The sequence below is a fragment of the Bradyrhizobium sp. CAR08 genome, assembly GCF_052871955.1.
In genome coordinates this window covers 309,885-325,083 of record NZ_JBIXJX010000001.1, presented here as the reverse complement: position 1 = coordinate 325,083, position 15,199 = coordinate 309,885, and the positions used below count along the sequence as shown (strand labels likewise).

The following is a 15,199-nucleotide window of genomic DNA, read 5'->3' as shown; positions in this document are numbered from 1 at the left end:
GCTCCGAGAGTAGACGCCCTACGCCGACCGCTTCACCGCGGTCGCGCCGGCCGGTGCAATGTCGAGACGAGCGAGCATCGCCCGCGCCTGCTCGGCGCAGTGCTCGATCAGCCAGCGCTCAAACGCTAGGGGCGCGAGCGCGGGCGCGTAGAGGAAGCCTTGCACGACGTCGCAGCCGAGCTCGGCCAGCACCTTGCGCTGCGCCTCGGTCTCAACCCCTTCGCCGACGACGGTTATGCCGAGGCCCTGCCCGACGCGCACCACGGCGGTGGCGATCGCGAGCGCGCCAGCGTCACGCTCGATGTCGCGCATGAAGCTGCGGTCGATCTTGAGCTCGCGGATCGGCAGATGGGCGAGCCGGCTGAGGCTGGAATAGCCGGTGCCGAAATCGTCCACGGAAAGCCCGACGCCGAGCTCCCGGATCGCGTTCATCGTCTCGAGCGCGGCGACGCTGTCCTGCATGAACGCGCCCTCGGTGATCTCGAGCATCAGCGCATCCGCCGCCAGATCGTATTCGGCGAGGATGTCCTTGAGCCGCGCGGCCAGCGTGACGTTGCGGAAATTGATCGGCGACAGATTCACCGACACAGATGGAATGTTCAGCCCGGCGCGGCGCCAGCTCGCCATCTGCCGGCAGGCCTCGCGCACGGACCACAGGCCGATCTGCTCGATCAGGCCGCACTCTTCGGCGAGTGGGATGAATTTTGCCGGCGAGACGTCGCCAAGCTCGGCATCGTGCCAGCGCGCCAGCGCCTCGACGCCATGGATCGCGCCGTCGCAGCTGCGGATCTGCGGCTGATAGCGGAGGGTCAGCGTGCCCTCGGCGATGGCGCGGCGCAGCGCCGCAATCAAGGCCAGCCGCTGCTCGGTGAGCCCGTTCATCTCGGCGCTGAACAGGCGATGGGTCGAGCGGCCGGCCTGCTTGGCCATGTACATGGCCGCGTCCGCCTGCTGCATCAGGGTGTCGATGTCGGTGGCGTGATCGGGATAGAGGCTGACGCCGATGCTCGCCGACATCTGCAGTTGCCTGGAGCCGAGCCGCAGCGGCGCGGCCAGCGCTTCGGTGATTCCGGCCGCGACGCGCTCGGCACCCTCGGCGTTGCGCTGCGGCAGCAGGATCACGAACTCGTCGCCGCCGAGTCGCCCCAGCATGTCCTCGGGCCCGATCTGCTCGCGCAGGCGCTGCGCGAGCTGGATCAGGAGCTCGTCGCCGGCGGCATGACCGAGTGTGTCGTTGACGTCCTTGAAATGATCGACGTCGAGGAAGGCCAGCGCGACGTGGCTGCCGGTCGGGCAGGCATCGATGGCGGTGGTGATCAGGCGCCGCAATTGCGCGCGGTTCGGCAGGCCCGTGAGGATATCGTGATAGGCGAGCCGCGCGATCTCGGCGCGCGCTTCCTTGCGCTCGATCGCGAAAGCGCCGAGATTGACGCAGGCCTCGACGATGCGCCGATGCCAATTGCTCGGCGCGCGCGGCTCCCGGTAGTAGAAGGCGAACGTGGCGATGACCCGTCCGTCCTTGGCCTTGACCGGCGTCGACCAGCATGCGCGCAGGCCAATCGCGAGCGGCATCGCCTTGTACGGCCGCCAGCGCGGATCGGTCTCCAGATCCGTCGCCAGCACCGGCTCGCCGTAGAAGGCCGCGGTTCCGCACGAGCCGACATTGGGGCCGATGGCAACGCCGTCCAGTGCGCGGGAATAGTCCTCGGGCAGACTTGGGCCGCCGAGCGGATGGATCAGGCCCGCGGCATCGATATGAAGCAGCGAACAGACGACGTCGGGCGCGATCTGCTCGACACGGCGGCACAGCCGGTCGGCAATCTCGCCGATCGGAACCTCGTCGGCGAGCGCGCCCATGATGAGCTGCTGCAGCGAGCGCAGCTGCTTGGTCTCGGTGATATCCTCGAGCAGCGCGAAGATGTGCTTGACCTGGCCCTTCCTGTCGCGGAAGGCATCGATGCGGGCGCAGACCCAGATCTCCTCGCCGTCCTTGTCATAGGCGAGCATCTCGACCTCGCCGCGGTGGCCACCCTCCATCAGGCGCTTGACGAGCTTCGCAACGGCCTTGCGATCGGTGTGGCGGCCGGCGAGCAGGCCCCTGGCACGGCGGCCCTCGGCTTCCTCGCTGGTGTAGCCGAACAGCGTCGTGAAGGCGGCATTGACGTAGACGATGCTCTGGTCGGTGTCGGTGATGAGCACCGCGCGGTTGGTCTGGTCGGAGACGGCGTGGAGAAGCCCGATCCTGGCGCGGCGTTCGGCATTCGCGGTGACGTCGCGCGCGAACACGATGCGATAGGTGATGCCTTCACTTGCAATGGATGAAAGCGAGATGGCCGCCCGGATGCGGCTGCCGTCGTTTCGCACGAGGCTGATCTCGTCACGGAATTCTGCAACCGGATCGGCCTGAAGGCATTTGAGGGTGAGAATTTCGGCGTCGTGACCGAGCACATCAGCGCGTGCGAGTTTCCAGATCCGCTCCGCACCGGCATTGAAATGCGTGATGCGATGCGCGCTGTCGACGATGACGATGCCCTCGTCGGCGCGTTCGAGCGCGGCCAACAGCACTTCCGGAGTTTCTGTCATGGCACAATTGGAGGCGGACATCGCTAGACCCGGAGGCATCGGGAAAATATGCAACCGACGCTAGCGCCACCATGGTGTCCAAGTCGTTTTTGCAGTCCCCTCGCACCGCGCCAAGACGCGACATGATTAACATTCCGCGAAAGAAACGAAGGTAATTGGGCGCGCACGGAACCTATTCGGCGCCGGTTTCCACCTGAAGCTTGCCGGCAACGGCGCGCACCTTGCGGGGCGCAGCTTGCCAGATCGAGAGCGCCGACAATCCGCTCACGATGATGGCGACGCCAAAGGCCAGCGTGTAGTCGCCGACCCGATCGAAAAGCAAGCCGGTGACCCAGGGACCGGCAGCGCCGCCGGCCAATGCCGCCAGCATGATCGTGCCGAAAATGCTGCCCTGGTGCTTGCCCTGAAAAATCTCGAACACCACTGCGCCCATGATCGAGGTCAGGCCGTAACCGAGCGCGCCTTGCGTGAACACCATGAGGTAGACCAGCCACAATGACGGCTGGAATTTCAGGGCCATCAGCGCCGCGAAAGAGATCGCAAAACCCGCGCAGCTGATCGCCCACACCCATTCCCGCCCGATCCGGTCGGAGACATGGCCGAGCAGGATCTGGCCGGGAATGCCGAGCAGGCTGACGATGCCGAGTGCCCACACCGCGACACCCGGGCTGAAGCCGATGTCGAGCAGGAATTTGGTCTGGTGCACCTGCACCGCGTACCAGATGTAGAGGCCGCAGAAATAGCCGAGCGCGATCCACCAGAACCGTGTCGTGGCGACCGCTTTCCGGAGTGTCCATTCGGTCCCGGCCCAGACGGGATCGACGACGTTGGAGGCGGGTTTTGCGGCGCCTGCGGCCGGGGCCGCATCGCCGTCAGGCCGAAGGCCGATATCCTCGGGACGTCGATGCAGGAACAGATTGATCGGCGCCAGCACGATCAGGATCATCAGGCCCATCGCCGTGCAGGCGGTGCGCCAGCCGGTCCCTTCGATCATGTGTTGCACCCATGGCAGCAGCGTGACCGAGCCGATGCCGACCCCGGCGAAGGCGATGCCGATGGCGAGGCCGCGCGTGCGGATAAACCAGTTCGGCAGGAACAACGACTGTCCGGAATAGCCGAGACACACCGAGCCGGCACCGACCATGACGCCGATGGTGACGTAGAGATGCCAGGGCTGGCTCGTGAGCGGCGCGAGCAGCAATCCGCCGCCCATCAGAACCACGCCGAGCTCCATCACCGCGCGCGGGCCGGCGCGGTCCATCAGCCGGCCGATCAGCGGGCTGACCATGCCCGAAACGACGAAGCCGAAGGAGAAGGCGCCCGCGGTGACGCCGCGCTCCCAGCCGAATTCGGAGATGATGGGAGGAAAGAACAGCGAGAAGGCGGTGCGCGCGTTGACGCCGATGGCCATGGTGACGAAGGTCACCGCGACCACGACCCAGCCGTAGAAGAACGGAAGCCGCATTGTGTGTTTCATCCCTGGACGGTCCTTCCGACCATCCGGGACCGCCCGGGTCAAGCGCTTTTCGCGCATGCCTCATTGAGCGACCCTTGGGCGGCCGCCCTCAGGCCGCGTCGCGTTGCGACGATTTGGCGGGCGCGTCGAACAGGATCCGTTCGATCGGCTGCGGGCGGCCGAACAGATAGCCTTGCGCGAAATTGACGCCGAGCGCCTTCAGCCGCTCGTACTCCTCGCGGGTCTCGACGCCCTCGGCGGTGACCGACATGTCCAGCCCGCGCGCCAACGTCACGATCGAGGAGATGATGGCGGAGCTGCGCGGCTGATGCGTGAGGTTCCGGATGAACGATTTGTCGATCTTGATCTTGTCGAACGGGAAAGCGGTCAGATAGCTGAGCGACGAATAGCCGGTGCCGAAATCGTCGAGTGCGAGCGCGATGCCGATGCTCTTCAGCCGCTCCATGAAGGCGTGGTTCTCGACGCCACGCTCCAGCAGCACGGATTCCGTGATCTCGATCTCCAGCCGCTGCGGCGGCAATCCGGAATCGGCGAGCGCCGCGCTGATCATCTCGAACAGCTCGGCCTCCTTGAATTGGATCGGCGACAGGTTGACGGCGACCGCAAGATCGGACGGCCAGCCGGCCGCGTCCGCGCAGGCGCGCCGCAGCACAAACTCGCCGAGCGGCACGATCAGCCCGGTCTCCTCCGCAAGCGGGATAAACTGGTCCGGCGCAATCAAGCCGCGCGTCGGATGCCGCCAGCGCACCAACGCCTCGAAGCCGCGCCGCGTGCCGCTGAGGGCGTCGACGAACGGCTGGTAGTGCACCTCGAGCTGGCACCGCGCGATGGCGTCGCGCAGATCGCCTTCCAGCGTGCTGCGCGCCTCGAGCTCGGCCGACATCGCCTTGTCGTAGATGGTGAAGCAGTTGCGGCCCGACGATTTCGAGCGGTAGAGCGCCAGGTCCGCCTTCTTCAGCAGCTGCTCCTGATCGCTGCCATGATCGGGCGCGATCGCAATGCCGATGCTGGTACCGATCTCTACGCGGTGTCCGGGAAGAAGGAACGGCTCGGCCACGAGCTTGGCGATCCGCCCCGCCAGTTCGGTCGAGCAGACGCGCTGATCCTCGCAAGCTTCCTGGATGATGGCGAATTCGTCGCCGCCGAGCCGGGCCAGCACGTCGCTGGTGCGCAAAGCGGATTTCAGCCGCTGTGCGACCTGACGCAGCAGCGCATCGCCGGCACCGTGACCGAGCGAGTCGTTGACGTTCTTGAAGCGGTCGAGGTCGAGCATCAGGATCGAGAAGGTCGGACCGGTGTCCTTCAAACGGCCCTTGAGCTCGTCGAGCCGGGCCAGGAAGAAAGCGCGGTTCGGCAATCCGGTCAGGATGTCGGTCTGGGCTAGTTCGAGCACCCGCCGGTTCGCCAGTGACAGCCGCTGCGAATTGCGGCTTGCGAGCATGAGATAGGTCGAAAGCGACAGCGTCAGCAGCATGCCGACGATCAGCACCGCACCCGCGCGATCGTAAGTCGTCTCCAGCGGACCGCCGGCAGCCGGAACCGCCCGCACCTGCCAATCGGTGTCGCCGATCTTGAGATTGCCCGACCAGTGCAGGGTCCGCGCGACGTCCCGCATCGTCTGCGGCGCCGTCGCGGCCGACGAGTAATCCGGCAGCATTTGCTCCAGGCCGACGATCTGACCCGCGAACGGCGGATAGACGTTGACGCTGACCGCGGGGCTTGCCCCGGTGGTCACGCGAATGGACTGGATCAGCAGCGGCAGGTCGAAGACGCCGACGACGAAGCCGGCGAGATTGCGGCGCCGGTCCACGACCGCGTCGCGCGACGTTCCCTTGGCGTAGACGGGAATGGCGACGAGGACGTCGGGCAACCGGCCGCCCTCCTTCGGCTCGTAGAGGCGGGTGCGAATGGCCCCTATCCGGTCGGTGTCGCGCGCGCGCTCGAGGACCGCGCGGCGCTCCGGAACGGTCGCGTAGTCCATTCCGTAGACTGGAGACGTCTTCGGCTGGGTCGAGTAGAACACCGGAAAATATTCGTCGCTCTGCGGCGCGGTCGCGAACGCATCGCCCTGGAGCGACTTGATGCGATAGCCGGACACGCCGTCCGTGATCGCCGCGGCCTCGTATTCGGCGCGCTCCTTGCGGTTCACCCGCGGCACCCAGGAGATGCGCAGCATGCCGGGATGGCGCTCGAACAGGCGGGCGCTGAAGGTCTCGAATTCGCTGCGGGTGATCTCCTGATTGGTCGATTCGAACAGCGTGCGCAGCGCGACGAGCCTGGAGATGTACTCGCTCATGCCGTTCTGCATGACGATCACTTCGGTCTCGGCCGCGTTCTCGAACTCGATCTTGTTGACGCGGCCTTCCCATCGCGCCACGGCGGCTGCAGCCACGACCGAAAACAGAAGACCGACGCCGACTGCGACGAGCGCAGGGCGATAGAGCCCGAGCAGCGGCGCGGCACGCCACCATCCGGTCATACGCCCCCGATCCTGATCGTTCTGATCCCGACCGCCCATTCCAAAAACCGCCGTCCCCTGTCGCGCTCAACCGAACCTCTGGTTGAGCCGCCGGAGCCACTATCGGAACAGGACCGCGGTTAAGAACTGCACAATTTCGGAACCCGGCTTTTCCGCATTACCCGGTTTAGTTAATGAAGTGCAGGATGATGCGGGCTCTGTCGAAGCAAGTTGCCGGTTTTCCCCGGAGTAGTACGGAGCCGTCGATACATCGCCGATTCATCCCGTGGCGATAGCTTTCACGAAGCTACTCACCGCACCCGGCAAGACTTTTCTGATGTATCGATCTCGATCTGCGACATGCATCGTCATGACCGTCGCCGTCCTGGCAGCAATCATGCTGCCGGCGAAAGCCGACGAGATCGGCGTCAGCGAGGATGCGATCCTGTTCGGCCAAGCCGCAGCGCTCGAGGGTCCCTCCTCCACACTCGGACAGCGCATGCGGCAGGGCATCGTCGCAGCCTTCACCGAGATCAACGCCAAAGGCGGCGTCCACGGCCGCAAGCTCCAGCTCATCAGCCGTGACGACGGCTACGACCCCGACCGCTCGCTGGCGCAGACGCTGCGGCTGATCGAGGACGAGAAGGTGTTCGCGCTGATCGGCGCGGTGGGCACGCCGACCGCGGTGGCGACGATACCGATCACCAGCGCCAGGAACGTGCCCTTCATCGGTCCCTTCAGCGGCGCTGAATTCTTGCGCGACTTCGAGCTTGCGAACGTGGTCAACATCCGTGCAAGCTATGGCGCCGAGGCCGAGGCGTGGGTCAAGCATCTCACCGAGGATCGCCATTTCACCCGCATCGCCATTTTCTACCAGGACGACTCGTTCGGGCGCGACGGTCTTTCCGGCGTGAAGCGCGCGCTTGCCAGGCGCGGCCTCGAGCTCGCCGCCGAAGGCACCTTCGAGCGCAACACCCGCGCCGTCGCGTCGGCCTGGCGCACGATCAAGCGCGTCGAACCCGAGGCGATCGTCATGGTCGGGACCTACGGTCCCTGCGCCGAGTTCATCAAGCTCGCGCACCGCAGCGGCGCCAATCCGACCTTCGTCAACATCTCCTTTGTCGGCGCCGTTGCGCTCGCCAAGGAGCTCGGCCCCGAGGGCGAAGGCGTCGTCGTCACGCAGGTCGTGCCGTTTCCCTGGGACCGCTCGCTTAAGCTGGTCGCCGACTACCAGGCGGCGCAGACGGCGTTCGACCCGGCGCTGACACCGAATTTCGTGGCGCTCGAAGGCTATATCGCCGGCCGTCTCGCGGCCGCGGCGCTGGAACAAGCCGGACCGCAACCGACGCGCGCGAGCCTGCTGCGCACCATCAACGATGTCGGCCGCTTCGACATCAGCGGCAGCACCATCACCGTCGGCATGCGCATGCTCGACGCGCCGCCGAAGGTGTTTTTGACGGTGATCCAGAAGGACGGGACGTTCAAAGCTGTGGACCGGCTATAGAGCAGATCACGGCCGCCGCGTCCAGCGGTCGGCGTTGACGGCGCCTTGCGGGATCTCGCCTTTGACGATCGCTTCGACCTGCCGCACGGTTTCCAGCGACTGATATTCGATCGCCTGCGGCGTCAGGCCGCCGACATGGGGCGTGGCGATGACGTTGGGAAGCTTCGCAAGCTCCGGGCTTGGCATCTGGTCGGGCGCGCGGCCCACATCCATCGCGGCACCCGCGATTCGATTTTCAAGCAACGCCTTCGCCAGCGCCGCTTCGTCGACCAGGTTGCCGCGGGAGAGATTGATGAAGACCGCATGCTTCTGCATCCGCGCCAGCGCCGCCTCGCCGATCAGATTTTCGGTCTGCTCGTTGGCGATGGCAAGGCAGACGACATAGTCGGACGCGGCGAGGAGCTCGTCGAGGCTGACCTGCCGGATGGCACCGTCGGTCACGGTCGCAAAGGGATCTGCGACCAGCACTTCCATGCGCATCACCTTGGCGATTTCCCCGAGATAGCGCCCGATGCTGCCATAGCCAATGATGCCGATCTTGCTGCCGGCGAGTTGACGGCCCATCCGCGCTTCCGGCTTGCGGCCGGCGTGATAATCGGCCGTCGCTCGCGATACGCCGCGGGAGAGATCGACCATGAAGCCAACCGCGAGCTCGGCAACGGCTTGCACGAAGCCAGGCCCGGCGCGGGTCACGAGCACGCCGGCGTTCGAGGCCGCCTCGACATCGACGTTGCGGATGTCGACGGCGCAGCGGACGAAGGCGCGCAGGCGCGGCAGTTGCGCAAAGATCTCGCCGCGTCCCTCGGTCATGCGATCGGCCACGATGATGTCGACATCTTGCGCAGCGCGCACGAGGCTGGCTGAGACCAGCGTCTCATCGCTCTCGTGCAGGATCACCTCGGCGGTCGCGCGCAAGCCGTTCAGGCTGCGATCGCCGTAGTAATTGCGGCGCATCTCCGGCGTGTGGGCCAGCAGGACTTTCACGGCGATACTCCCTCAATAGCCGAACGCGCGCGGCAATGCCGTGCTGAGCCATGGCACGAACGCGATCACGAGCAGGCAAAGGAACAACAGGCCGAGATAGCCCATGATCGGCTTCACCGTCTGCTCGATCGGCACATTGCCGATCAGGCAGGCGCCGTAAAGCCCGAGCCCGAGCGGCGGCGCGAACAGGCCGATGCCCATCGCGATCACAAGCACCACCCCGAAATGCAGGGGATCGATGCCGAGCTGCACGGCCACCGGCAGCAGCAGCGGCCCGAAGATGATCAGCGCGGCCGCCCCCTCCAGCACCGAGCCCATCACGATCAGCACGCCGATCGCGAGCAGGATGAACAGCCAGGTGCCGCTGGTCTTGGACAATCCCAGCATGAAATCGCCGACCGCATGCGGCACCTGCTGCAGGGTCAGCGTGAACGCCAGCGATTGCGCTGCGGCAACGATGAACAGCACGAGCCCCGCGCGCGTCGCTCCCTGGACGAAGCTGTGCGCAGCCGATGTGAAGCTGAGTTCGCGGAACACCACGCTGCCGACGACGAGCGCATAAGCCACGGCGAAGGCCGAGATTTCCGTGGCGGTGGCAAAGCCGCTCTTGAAGCCGAAGAAGATCATGAAGATCAGGCCGAACGAGGCGATCGCACCGCTCCACAGGCCCGACACCGGCATCTGCGGCGCGATGACCTCGGCATCAGCTGGAGACTCAGTTGGAGTCTCAATTGGAGTCTTGCCGAAGATGATGGAGACGGCGATCAAGGCCAGCGCCATCAGCGCCGCGGGCAACAGCCCTGCGACGAACAGACCACCGATCGACAGGTTCGCGACGAAGCCCAGGATGATCAGGTTGATGCAGGGCGGAATAGTCTCCGCCATCACCGCGGAGGCTGCGAGCAGCGCCACGGCGCCGCCCGGATTCTGCTTGGAGCGGCGCGCGGCCGGAATCAGCACGGAGCCGACCGCGGCGACGTCGGCCATCTTCGAGCCGGAAATGCCGGAGAACAGCACCATCGAGGCCACCATCACGACGTTCAAACCGCCGCGCATGCGGCCGACCCCGCGCTGCAACAGCTCGATCAGCCGCACCGACATGCCGTTGGCTTCCATGAGGTAGCCGACGAGAATGAAGAACGGAATCGCGAGCAGCACGAAATTGTCGATGCCGCGCGCCATCTGCTGGGCGAAGATCACGCCGGGCAGCGCGCCCTCGACCCAGATGAAGATCAGCGCGGCCAGCGCCAGTGCAAAGCCGATCGGCAAGCCACCGACCAACGTCGCAAAGAAACCGATCAGCATCAGCGTGCCCGCCGACGGCACCGTGGCGGGCGACAGATAATCCCAGGCGAGATAAAGGCCGGTCACGACGGCAATCGCGACGAGGCCTCTGACGATGTCAGGGAGCGGCCTGGCGCAGAGCTGGTCGATCGCAAACACCGTCATGAACAGCGCGCCGGCGCCCATCGGGTAGAAGGTCAGCTCCAGCGGCAGGCCGGATCCGGTGGTCTGGCCCGCCGTCAGCGAGCCGAGCTTGATGGCGTTGTAGGCGACGTAGCCCGAAATCAGCACCACCAGCAGCGCGCTCGCGGCGTCGACCAGCGCGCGCAGCCGTACCGGAGCCAGATCGCGGAAGAAAGAGACGCCGACATTCTCGCCGCGCGCGAGCGCGCTCGCCGCGCCGAAGAAGGCCGATCCGACCATCAGTCCGCGCGCGACGTCGTCGGACCACTCCACCGGCGCGTTGAAGCAGAAGCGCAGCAGCACGGAACCGCAGACGACGACGAGATCCGTGGCCAGCAGGATGGCCGCGATCGCGTCGCTGAAGCGAAGCAGCAGGGCGATGCTCCCGTGGCGGCCGCCCGAGAGAGGTACGGCAGCTGTCATTGCCACGTCAGGCCTGCGTGGCGCGGATGATGTCGATCACGGCCTTGGATTCCGGCCGCGCCTTCATGAAGTTCTCGATCTGCGGCGCGACGCGCTTTTTGAACGCCTCGCGGTCGCATTCGGCCACCGTCACGCCCTTTTCGGTCAAGGCCGACAGCGCTTCCTTCTCGACGGCGAGCCCGTGGGTCCGCGTGTCGGCCGCAGCCTTCTTCGCGGCATCGAGAAATCCCTCGCGCAGCTTCGGATCCATGCGATTGTAGGTCGTGTCGCTGAAATAGATCGCGAGCGGCGAGAAATTGTGCTGCGTCAATGCATAGAATTTCGCCGTTTCGAAGAACTTGCTGGCCAGGATGGTCGGCGGGTCGTGCTCTAGCCCGTCCAGCACGCCGGCCTGCAATGCCGTGTAGATTTCGCCGAACGCCAGCGGCGTCGCGGCGGCTCCCATCAGGCGCAGGCATTCCGTGATGACGGGATTTGGCAGCGTGCGGATCTTGAGACCGGCGAGATCTTCCGGCGTCTTCACCGGCTTCCTCGCAAGTACGCTGCGTGAACCGAAATTATAGGCCCAGGCGATGATGCGGATGTTGCTGCCCTTGAGCAGCGCGTCCTCGATCGGCTTGGCCGCGCCAGCGTCGAACGCCTTGGTCTGCTGCGGAAAGCTCGAGAACAGAAAGCCGAGGTCGTAGGTGCCGACCAGCGGCACCAGATTCGCCGAGATCGAGGAGCCCGACACCATGAGGTCGATGACGCCGAGCTTCACTGAGTTGATGACGTCGATTTCCTGACCCAATTGGTTGTCGGGAAAGAACGCGACCTCGACCTGCTCACCGAGGCCGTTCGCCTTCAGGTTCTTCACCAGATTGTCGTAGTAGACCCGGCCGTTGGCGAATTTGGGATCGTTCGGCAGCGACGAGGAGCATTTCAGCTTCAGCGTCGCGGCTTCGGCGCGGCCGATGAGTGCGGGGGAAAGCACGAGGCCGGCGGCAAGTCCCGTCGACGACTTGATGAACGCGCGACGGTTCACGGGCACGATGGACATAATGCGGTTTCTCCCCAATTATTGTTTTTCGAGCAACGGTCGTTGCCGCAGCCCGTTGCGCGGACTGTATGGCCAAAGCGACGGCGCAGGCAAGGCTTGCGGCCGGCCGTTGCAAAGCGGCGTGTCGCGAGGATCAACGGCATCAGCGCGCGGCAAAACAGCCATGTTTTTGCGGGATTCTCGATCAGATCGGCATGGGGCCGATGCGCGAGAAGATGCTTTCGCGCAGCGTTGGGCATCGATCCAATTGGCGCATGGATCAATGCGCAATTCACATGGATGGCGCCAGAACGATGCCGCACCAGCTCTGGCAGACCTTCTGCCCCATTTTGCCGCAGCTCAACGTGATCCAGTGCACAGACAGACGCATGGCGGCCACCTAGAAAAGGTGACATCATCGCGCGCATTGCCGATGGAGGTGACACCATGCGCCGTCCAGTCTTTCGCAATTTGTTTCTTGCATCCGCTCTTCTCGCGCTCACGCAATTGACGATGCCGACGGGGGCCGCGGCCGAAGCGCGGCTCGCACTGGTGATCGGCCAATCGGCCTATCGCACCGTGCCGGAACTCCCCAACGCAGCCAACGACGCCAAGGGCATGACGGAGCTGCTCGGCAATGCCGGCTTCACCGTCACCACGGCATCCAATCTGGCGCAAAACGATATGCGTCAGGCGATCTCGGATTTCGCCGGCAAGGTCAGCGCCAGCGGCGCCGACACCGTCGCGCTGGTGTTCTATGCCGGCCACGGCCTCCAGATCGACGGCGAGAACTATCTCGTTCCCGTCGATCTCGACCCCAAGCGCGAAGCCGACATTCCGCTGCAGGGTGTGCGACTGAACGATTTGCTCAACACGCTCGGCGCACTGCCGACGCGGGCGCGCATCTTCATGCTCGATGCCTGCCGCAACAATCCCTTCCCTGCGCTCAGCGGCGCCGGACACGGGCTTGCGATCGTCGACACCAAGGCCGGCGCGCCGGGCTCCTTCATTTCCTATTCGACCTCGCCGGGCTCCGAAGCCGAGGATGGCTCCGGCATCGACAGCCCCTATACCACCGCGGCGCTGACCGTCGCCAAGCAGCCCAATCTGCCGATCGAGGAAGTGTTCAAGCGCATTCGCGTCGCCGTGGCGCAATCGACCGACGGACGCCAGATCCCCTGGGAAAGCTCGTCGCTGACGACTGACTTCAAGTTCTTCGGCGGCGACAGCAGCGGCAGTCAGACTGCGCTTCCTGGCGCATCCTCCATGGCACTTGCGAGCGGCACGCGCAGCCTCGAGGACTGGCGCAAGGATTTGCAGGGCAAGCCGGCCATGGTCGCCTATGAGATAGTGATCACCGACGACACCGTGCCGGCCTATCAGGCCTATATCGAGTTGTACGCTCAGGATACCCGTACGCCGCGGCTGCGCACGATTGTGGAGCGCCGGCGCCAGATGCTGGCGTGGGAGCGCGCCACCGCGATCAACACCCGCGCCTCGTTCGAGGCGTATCTGGCGAACTGGGACAACAGCGATCTGGCCGCGACCGCACGCCGGCTGCTGCTCCGCGTGCAGAACCGCAACTACGTCTTGCCTGCCGCGGTCGCGGCCGCTCCTGCCCCGGTCGCCGTCGCGATGGCCCCGACCTGCCCGTGCTCGACGCCCACACCACCGGCTTCGCCGATCAACCCGACGATCGCGCCTGTGATCAAGAAGCGCGTCGACGACACACCGCCGAAGCGCAAGGTGGTCGACACGCCGCCCAGGCCGCGCCGGCCGCCGCCTGATGAGGTGATCTACGAGCGCGCGCCGCCACCGGATCGCGGCCCGCCGCCAGAAGCCTTAGGTGTCGGAATAGGCATCGGAATTGGCATGGGCATGGGCGGTCGAGGCGGCAACTACGGCGGCCCGGGACACGGCGATGGCTACCGCAGCCGTTACTGAGACCGCTCGCGCGGCAGCCGGACGCGGACACGGGTGCCGCCACCGGGACGATCCTCAATGGCGACCGTGCCGCCGTTGCTTTCGACAACTTGCCTCACGATTGTGAGTCCCAATCCTGCGCCGCCGCTCTCGCGGCTGCGCGAGGTCTCCAGCCGGTAGAATGGATCGAATACGCGGGTGCGTTCGTCAACCGGGATTCCCGGCCCGCGGTCCTCGACCAGGAGTTCGATCACATCGGTCTCGGCGTACAACGAGATGTCCGCGGCGCCACCATAGAGGATCGCGTTGTTGACGAGATTGGCAACGACCCGAGCCATGCCCGCAGCCGAGCCGCGGATGAGGAGAGCCGGATCTTCGCAGGTGAGCGTCAGCGCTGCGCAGGCGCCCTTGCGCGCTTCGTACTCGGTCCGCGCGACGCGGGCAAGATCGACGGTTTCCGCCGACGGGCCTGCGAACGAGGCGCGGACAAAGGCGAGCGCATCATCCATCAGCGATTGCATGTCGTCGAGATCGACGGTTGCCTTGTCCCGCTGCACGCTTTCGGGCAGCAGCTCGAGACGTAGCCGCAGCCGCGTGACATAAGTGCGCAGATCATGGCTGATCGCGCCGAGCACGAGGGTGCGGCTGCGCAGCAGTTCGGCGATGTTCGCCTGCATGGCGTTGACGGCGCGGATCAGCGCCCGGACGTCGGGAGCACCCCGCTCGCTGACCGGCATGGTCTCCATGGCAGCGCCGAAGCGCTCGATGGCGACGGTCAACTCGGACAGCGGCCTGGTCTCGTGGCGGACCGCGAGCAAGGCCGCCAAAGCGACGACGAAGCCGAGAATTCCGGCCAGCAGGCCGACAGGAATGCCGAGCAGGCGAAGGCTGAGCTCACCTGCGGTCTCGATCACCAGATAGCCGCCGCCAGCAAGTTCAATGACAGCTTGCAGGCGCGAGGTGACGAGATCACGCAAGCGGGCCACCTGTTGGCCGTCCCTGACGTTGACGAAGGACAGTGCGACCAGCCGCTCCGCTGGCACACCGCTCTGCGCGCGCAGCCGTTGCTCCGCGCTGCTCAGGAAACGGCCATGCAACGGGTTGGGCGGCACGTCCTGACGCACGACCGGCTTGAATCGCGCCGTCGTGGCCGCGCGCAGCACCAGGTCGCGATCGTCGCGCGGTACCCTGTCGATAGCCTCCGCCAAGGCGGCGACCTGCGCGAACAAAGCGGCAAATCCGGACGGCTCGCCGCGGCCGCGCTGCTCCACGAAATAGATGGCGACCGACAGCAACTGCACGAGAATGATGGCGCCGACGACGATAAGGCCGAGGCGGGCGGCGATGTGAAGCCTGCTCATC

General features: G+C 65.6%; 10 protein-coding genes. 3 read left to right on the top strand and 7 right to left on the bottom strand.

All coding sequences use genetic code 11. The annotated features are described in order from the left end of the window. Window positions 1-18: 18 nt before the first annotated feature. The 3 genes from ACIPUD_RS01490 to ACIPUD_RS01480 all read right to left on the bottom strand — a co-directional run bounded on the left by ACIPUD_RS01490 (window position 19) and on the right by ACIPUD_RS01480 (window position 6,539). On the bottom strand, window positions 19-2,604 hold the full coding sequence (locus ACIPUD_RS01490) for an EAL domain-containing protein (RefSeq protein ID WP_446480014.1): 2,586 nt from the start codon (window positions 2,602-2,604) through the stop codon (window positions 19-21). A gap of 151 nt (window positions 2,605-2,755) precedes the next feature. Then, a complete protein-coding gene (locus ACIPUD_RS01485) occupies window positions 2,756-4,048 on the bottom strand; it encodes an MFS transporter (protein ID WP_377830523.1) in 1,293 nt (430 codons plus the stop codon). A 100-nt stretch (window positions 4,049-4,148) separates the two neighbouring features. Next, window positions 4,149-6,539: a bifunctional diguanylate cyclase/phosphodiesterase gene (locus ACIPUD_RS01480; protein ID WP_231190441.1), complete on the bottom strand. Its 2,391-nt coding sequence runs from the start codon at window positions 6,537-6,539 to the stop codon at window positions 4,149-4,151. A 316-nt stretch (window positions 6,540-6,855) separates the two neighbouring features. Here ACIPUD_RS01480 and ACIPUD_RS01475 point away from each other — a divergent pair, with 316 nt between their 5' ends. Continuing rightward, the gene (locus tag ACIPUD_RS01475; protein ID WP_026232708.1) at window positions 6,856-8,022 is read left to right on the top strand and encodes an ABC transporter substrate-binding protein; all 1,167 of its coding nucleotides are present in this window, start codon (window positions 6,856-6,858) and stop codon (window positions 8,020-8,022) included. Window positions 8,023-8,028: 6 nt separating this feature from the next. Here the strand turns inward: ACIPUD_RS01475 and ACIPUD_RS01470 are convergent, their stop codons facing one another. The 3 genes from ACIPUD_RS01470 to ACIPUD_RS01460 are packed head-to-tail and all read right to left on the bottom strand — an operon-like array spanning window position 8,029 to window position 11,935. After that, window positions 8,029-9,006: a hydroxyacid dehydrogenase gene (locus tag ACIPUD_RS01470; protein WP_018454299.1), complete on the bottom strand. Its 978-nt coding sequence runs from the start codon at window positions 9,004-9,006 to the stop codon at window positions 8,029-8,031. Between the two features lie 12 nt (window positions 9,007-9,018). Then, a complete protein-coding gene (locus tag ACIPUD_RS01465; RefSeq protein WP_018454298.1) occupies window positions 9,019-10,896 on the bottom strand; it encodes a TRAP transporter large permease in 1,878 nt (625 codons plus the stop codon). A gap of 7 nt (window positions 10,897-10,903) precedes the next feature. After that, complete coding sequence (locus tag ACIPUD_RS01460) at window positions 10,904-11,935, bottom strand: TRAP transporter substrate-binding protein (protein ID WP_085350285.1); 1,032 nt, start codon at window positions 11,933-11,935, stop codon at window positions 10,904-10,906. Between the two features lie 68 nt (window positions 11,936-12,003). Here ACIPUD_RS01460 and ACIPUD_RS01455 point away from each other — a divergent pair, with 68 nt between their 5' ends. Together ACIPUD_RS01455 and ACIPUD_RS01450 are read left to right on the top strand one after the other, a co-directional pair. Further along, window positions 12,004-12,318 (top strand): hypothetical protein, encoded by a 315-nt coding sequence (locus ACIPUD_RS01455; RefSeq protein WP_026232707.1) that lies wholly within the window; start codon window positions 12,004-12,006, stop codon window positions 12,316-12,318. Window positions 12,319-12,361: 43 nt separating this feature from the next. After that, window positions 12,362-13,858 carry a caspase family protein gene (locus ACIPUD_RS01450; RefSeq protein ID WP_018454295.1) on the top strand — a complete coding sequence of 499 codons (1,497 nt, stop codon included), beginning with the start codon at window positions 12,362-12,364 and terminating at the stop codon, window positions 13,856-13,858. On the opposite strand, the gene ACIPUD_RS01445 is transcribed toward ACIPUD_RS01450, so the two are convergent. Continuing rightward, a complete protein-coding gene (locus ACIPUD_RS01445) occupies window positions 13,852-15,198 on the bottom strand; it encodes a sensor histidine kinase (protein WP_085350287.1) in 1,347 nt (448 codons plus the stop codon). The two genes, ACIPUD_RS01450 and ACIPUD_RS01445, sit on opposite strands and share 7 nt — an antisense overlap. Window position 15,199 lies beyond the last annotated feature (1 nt).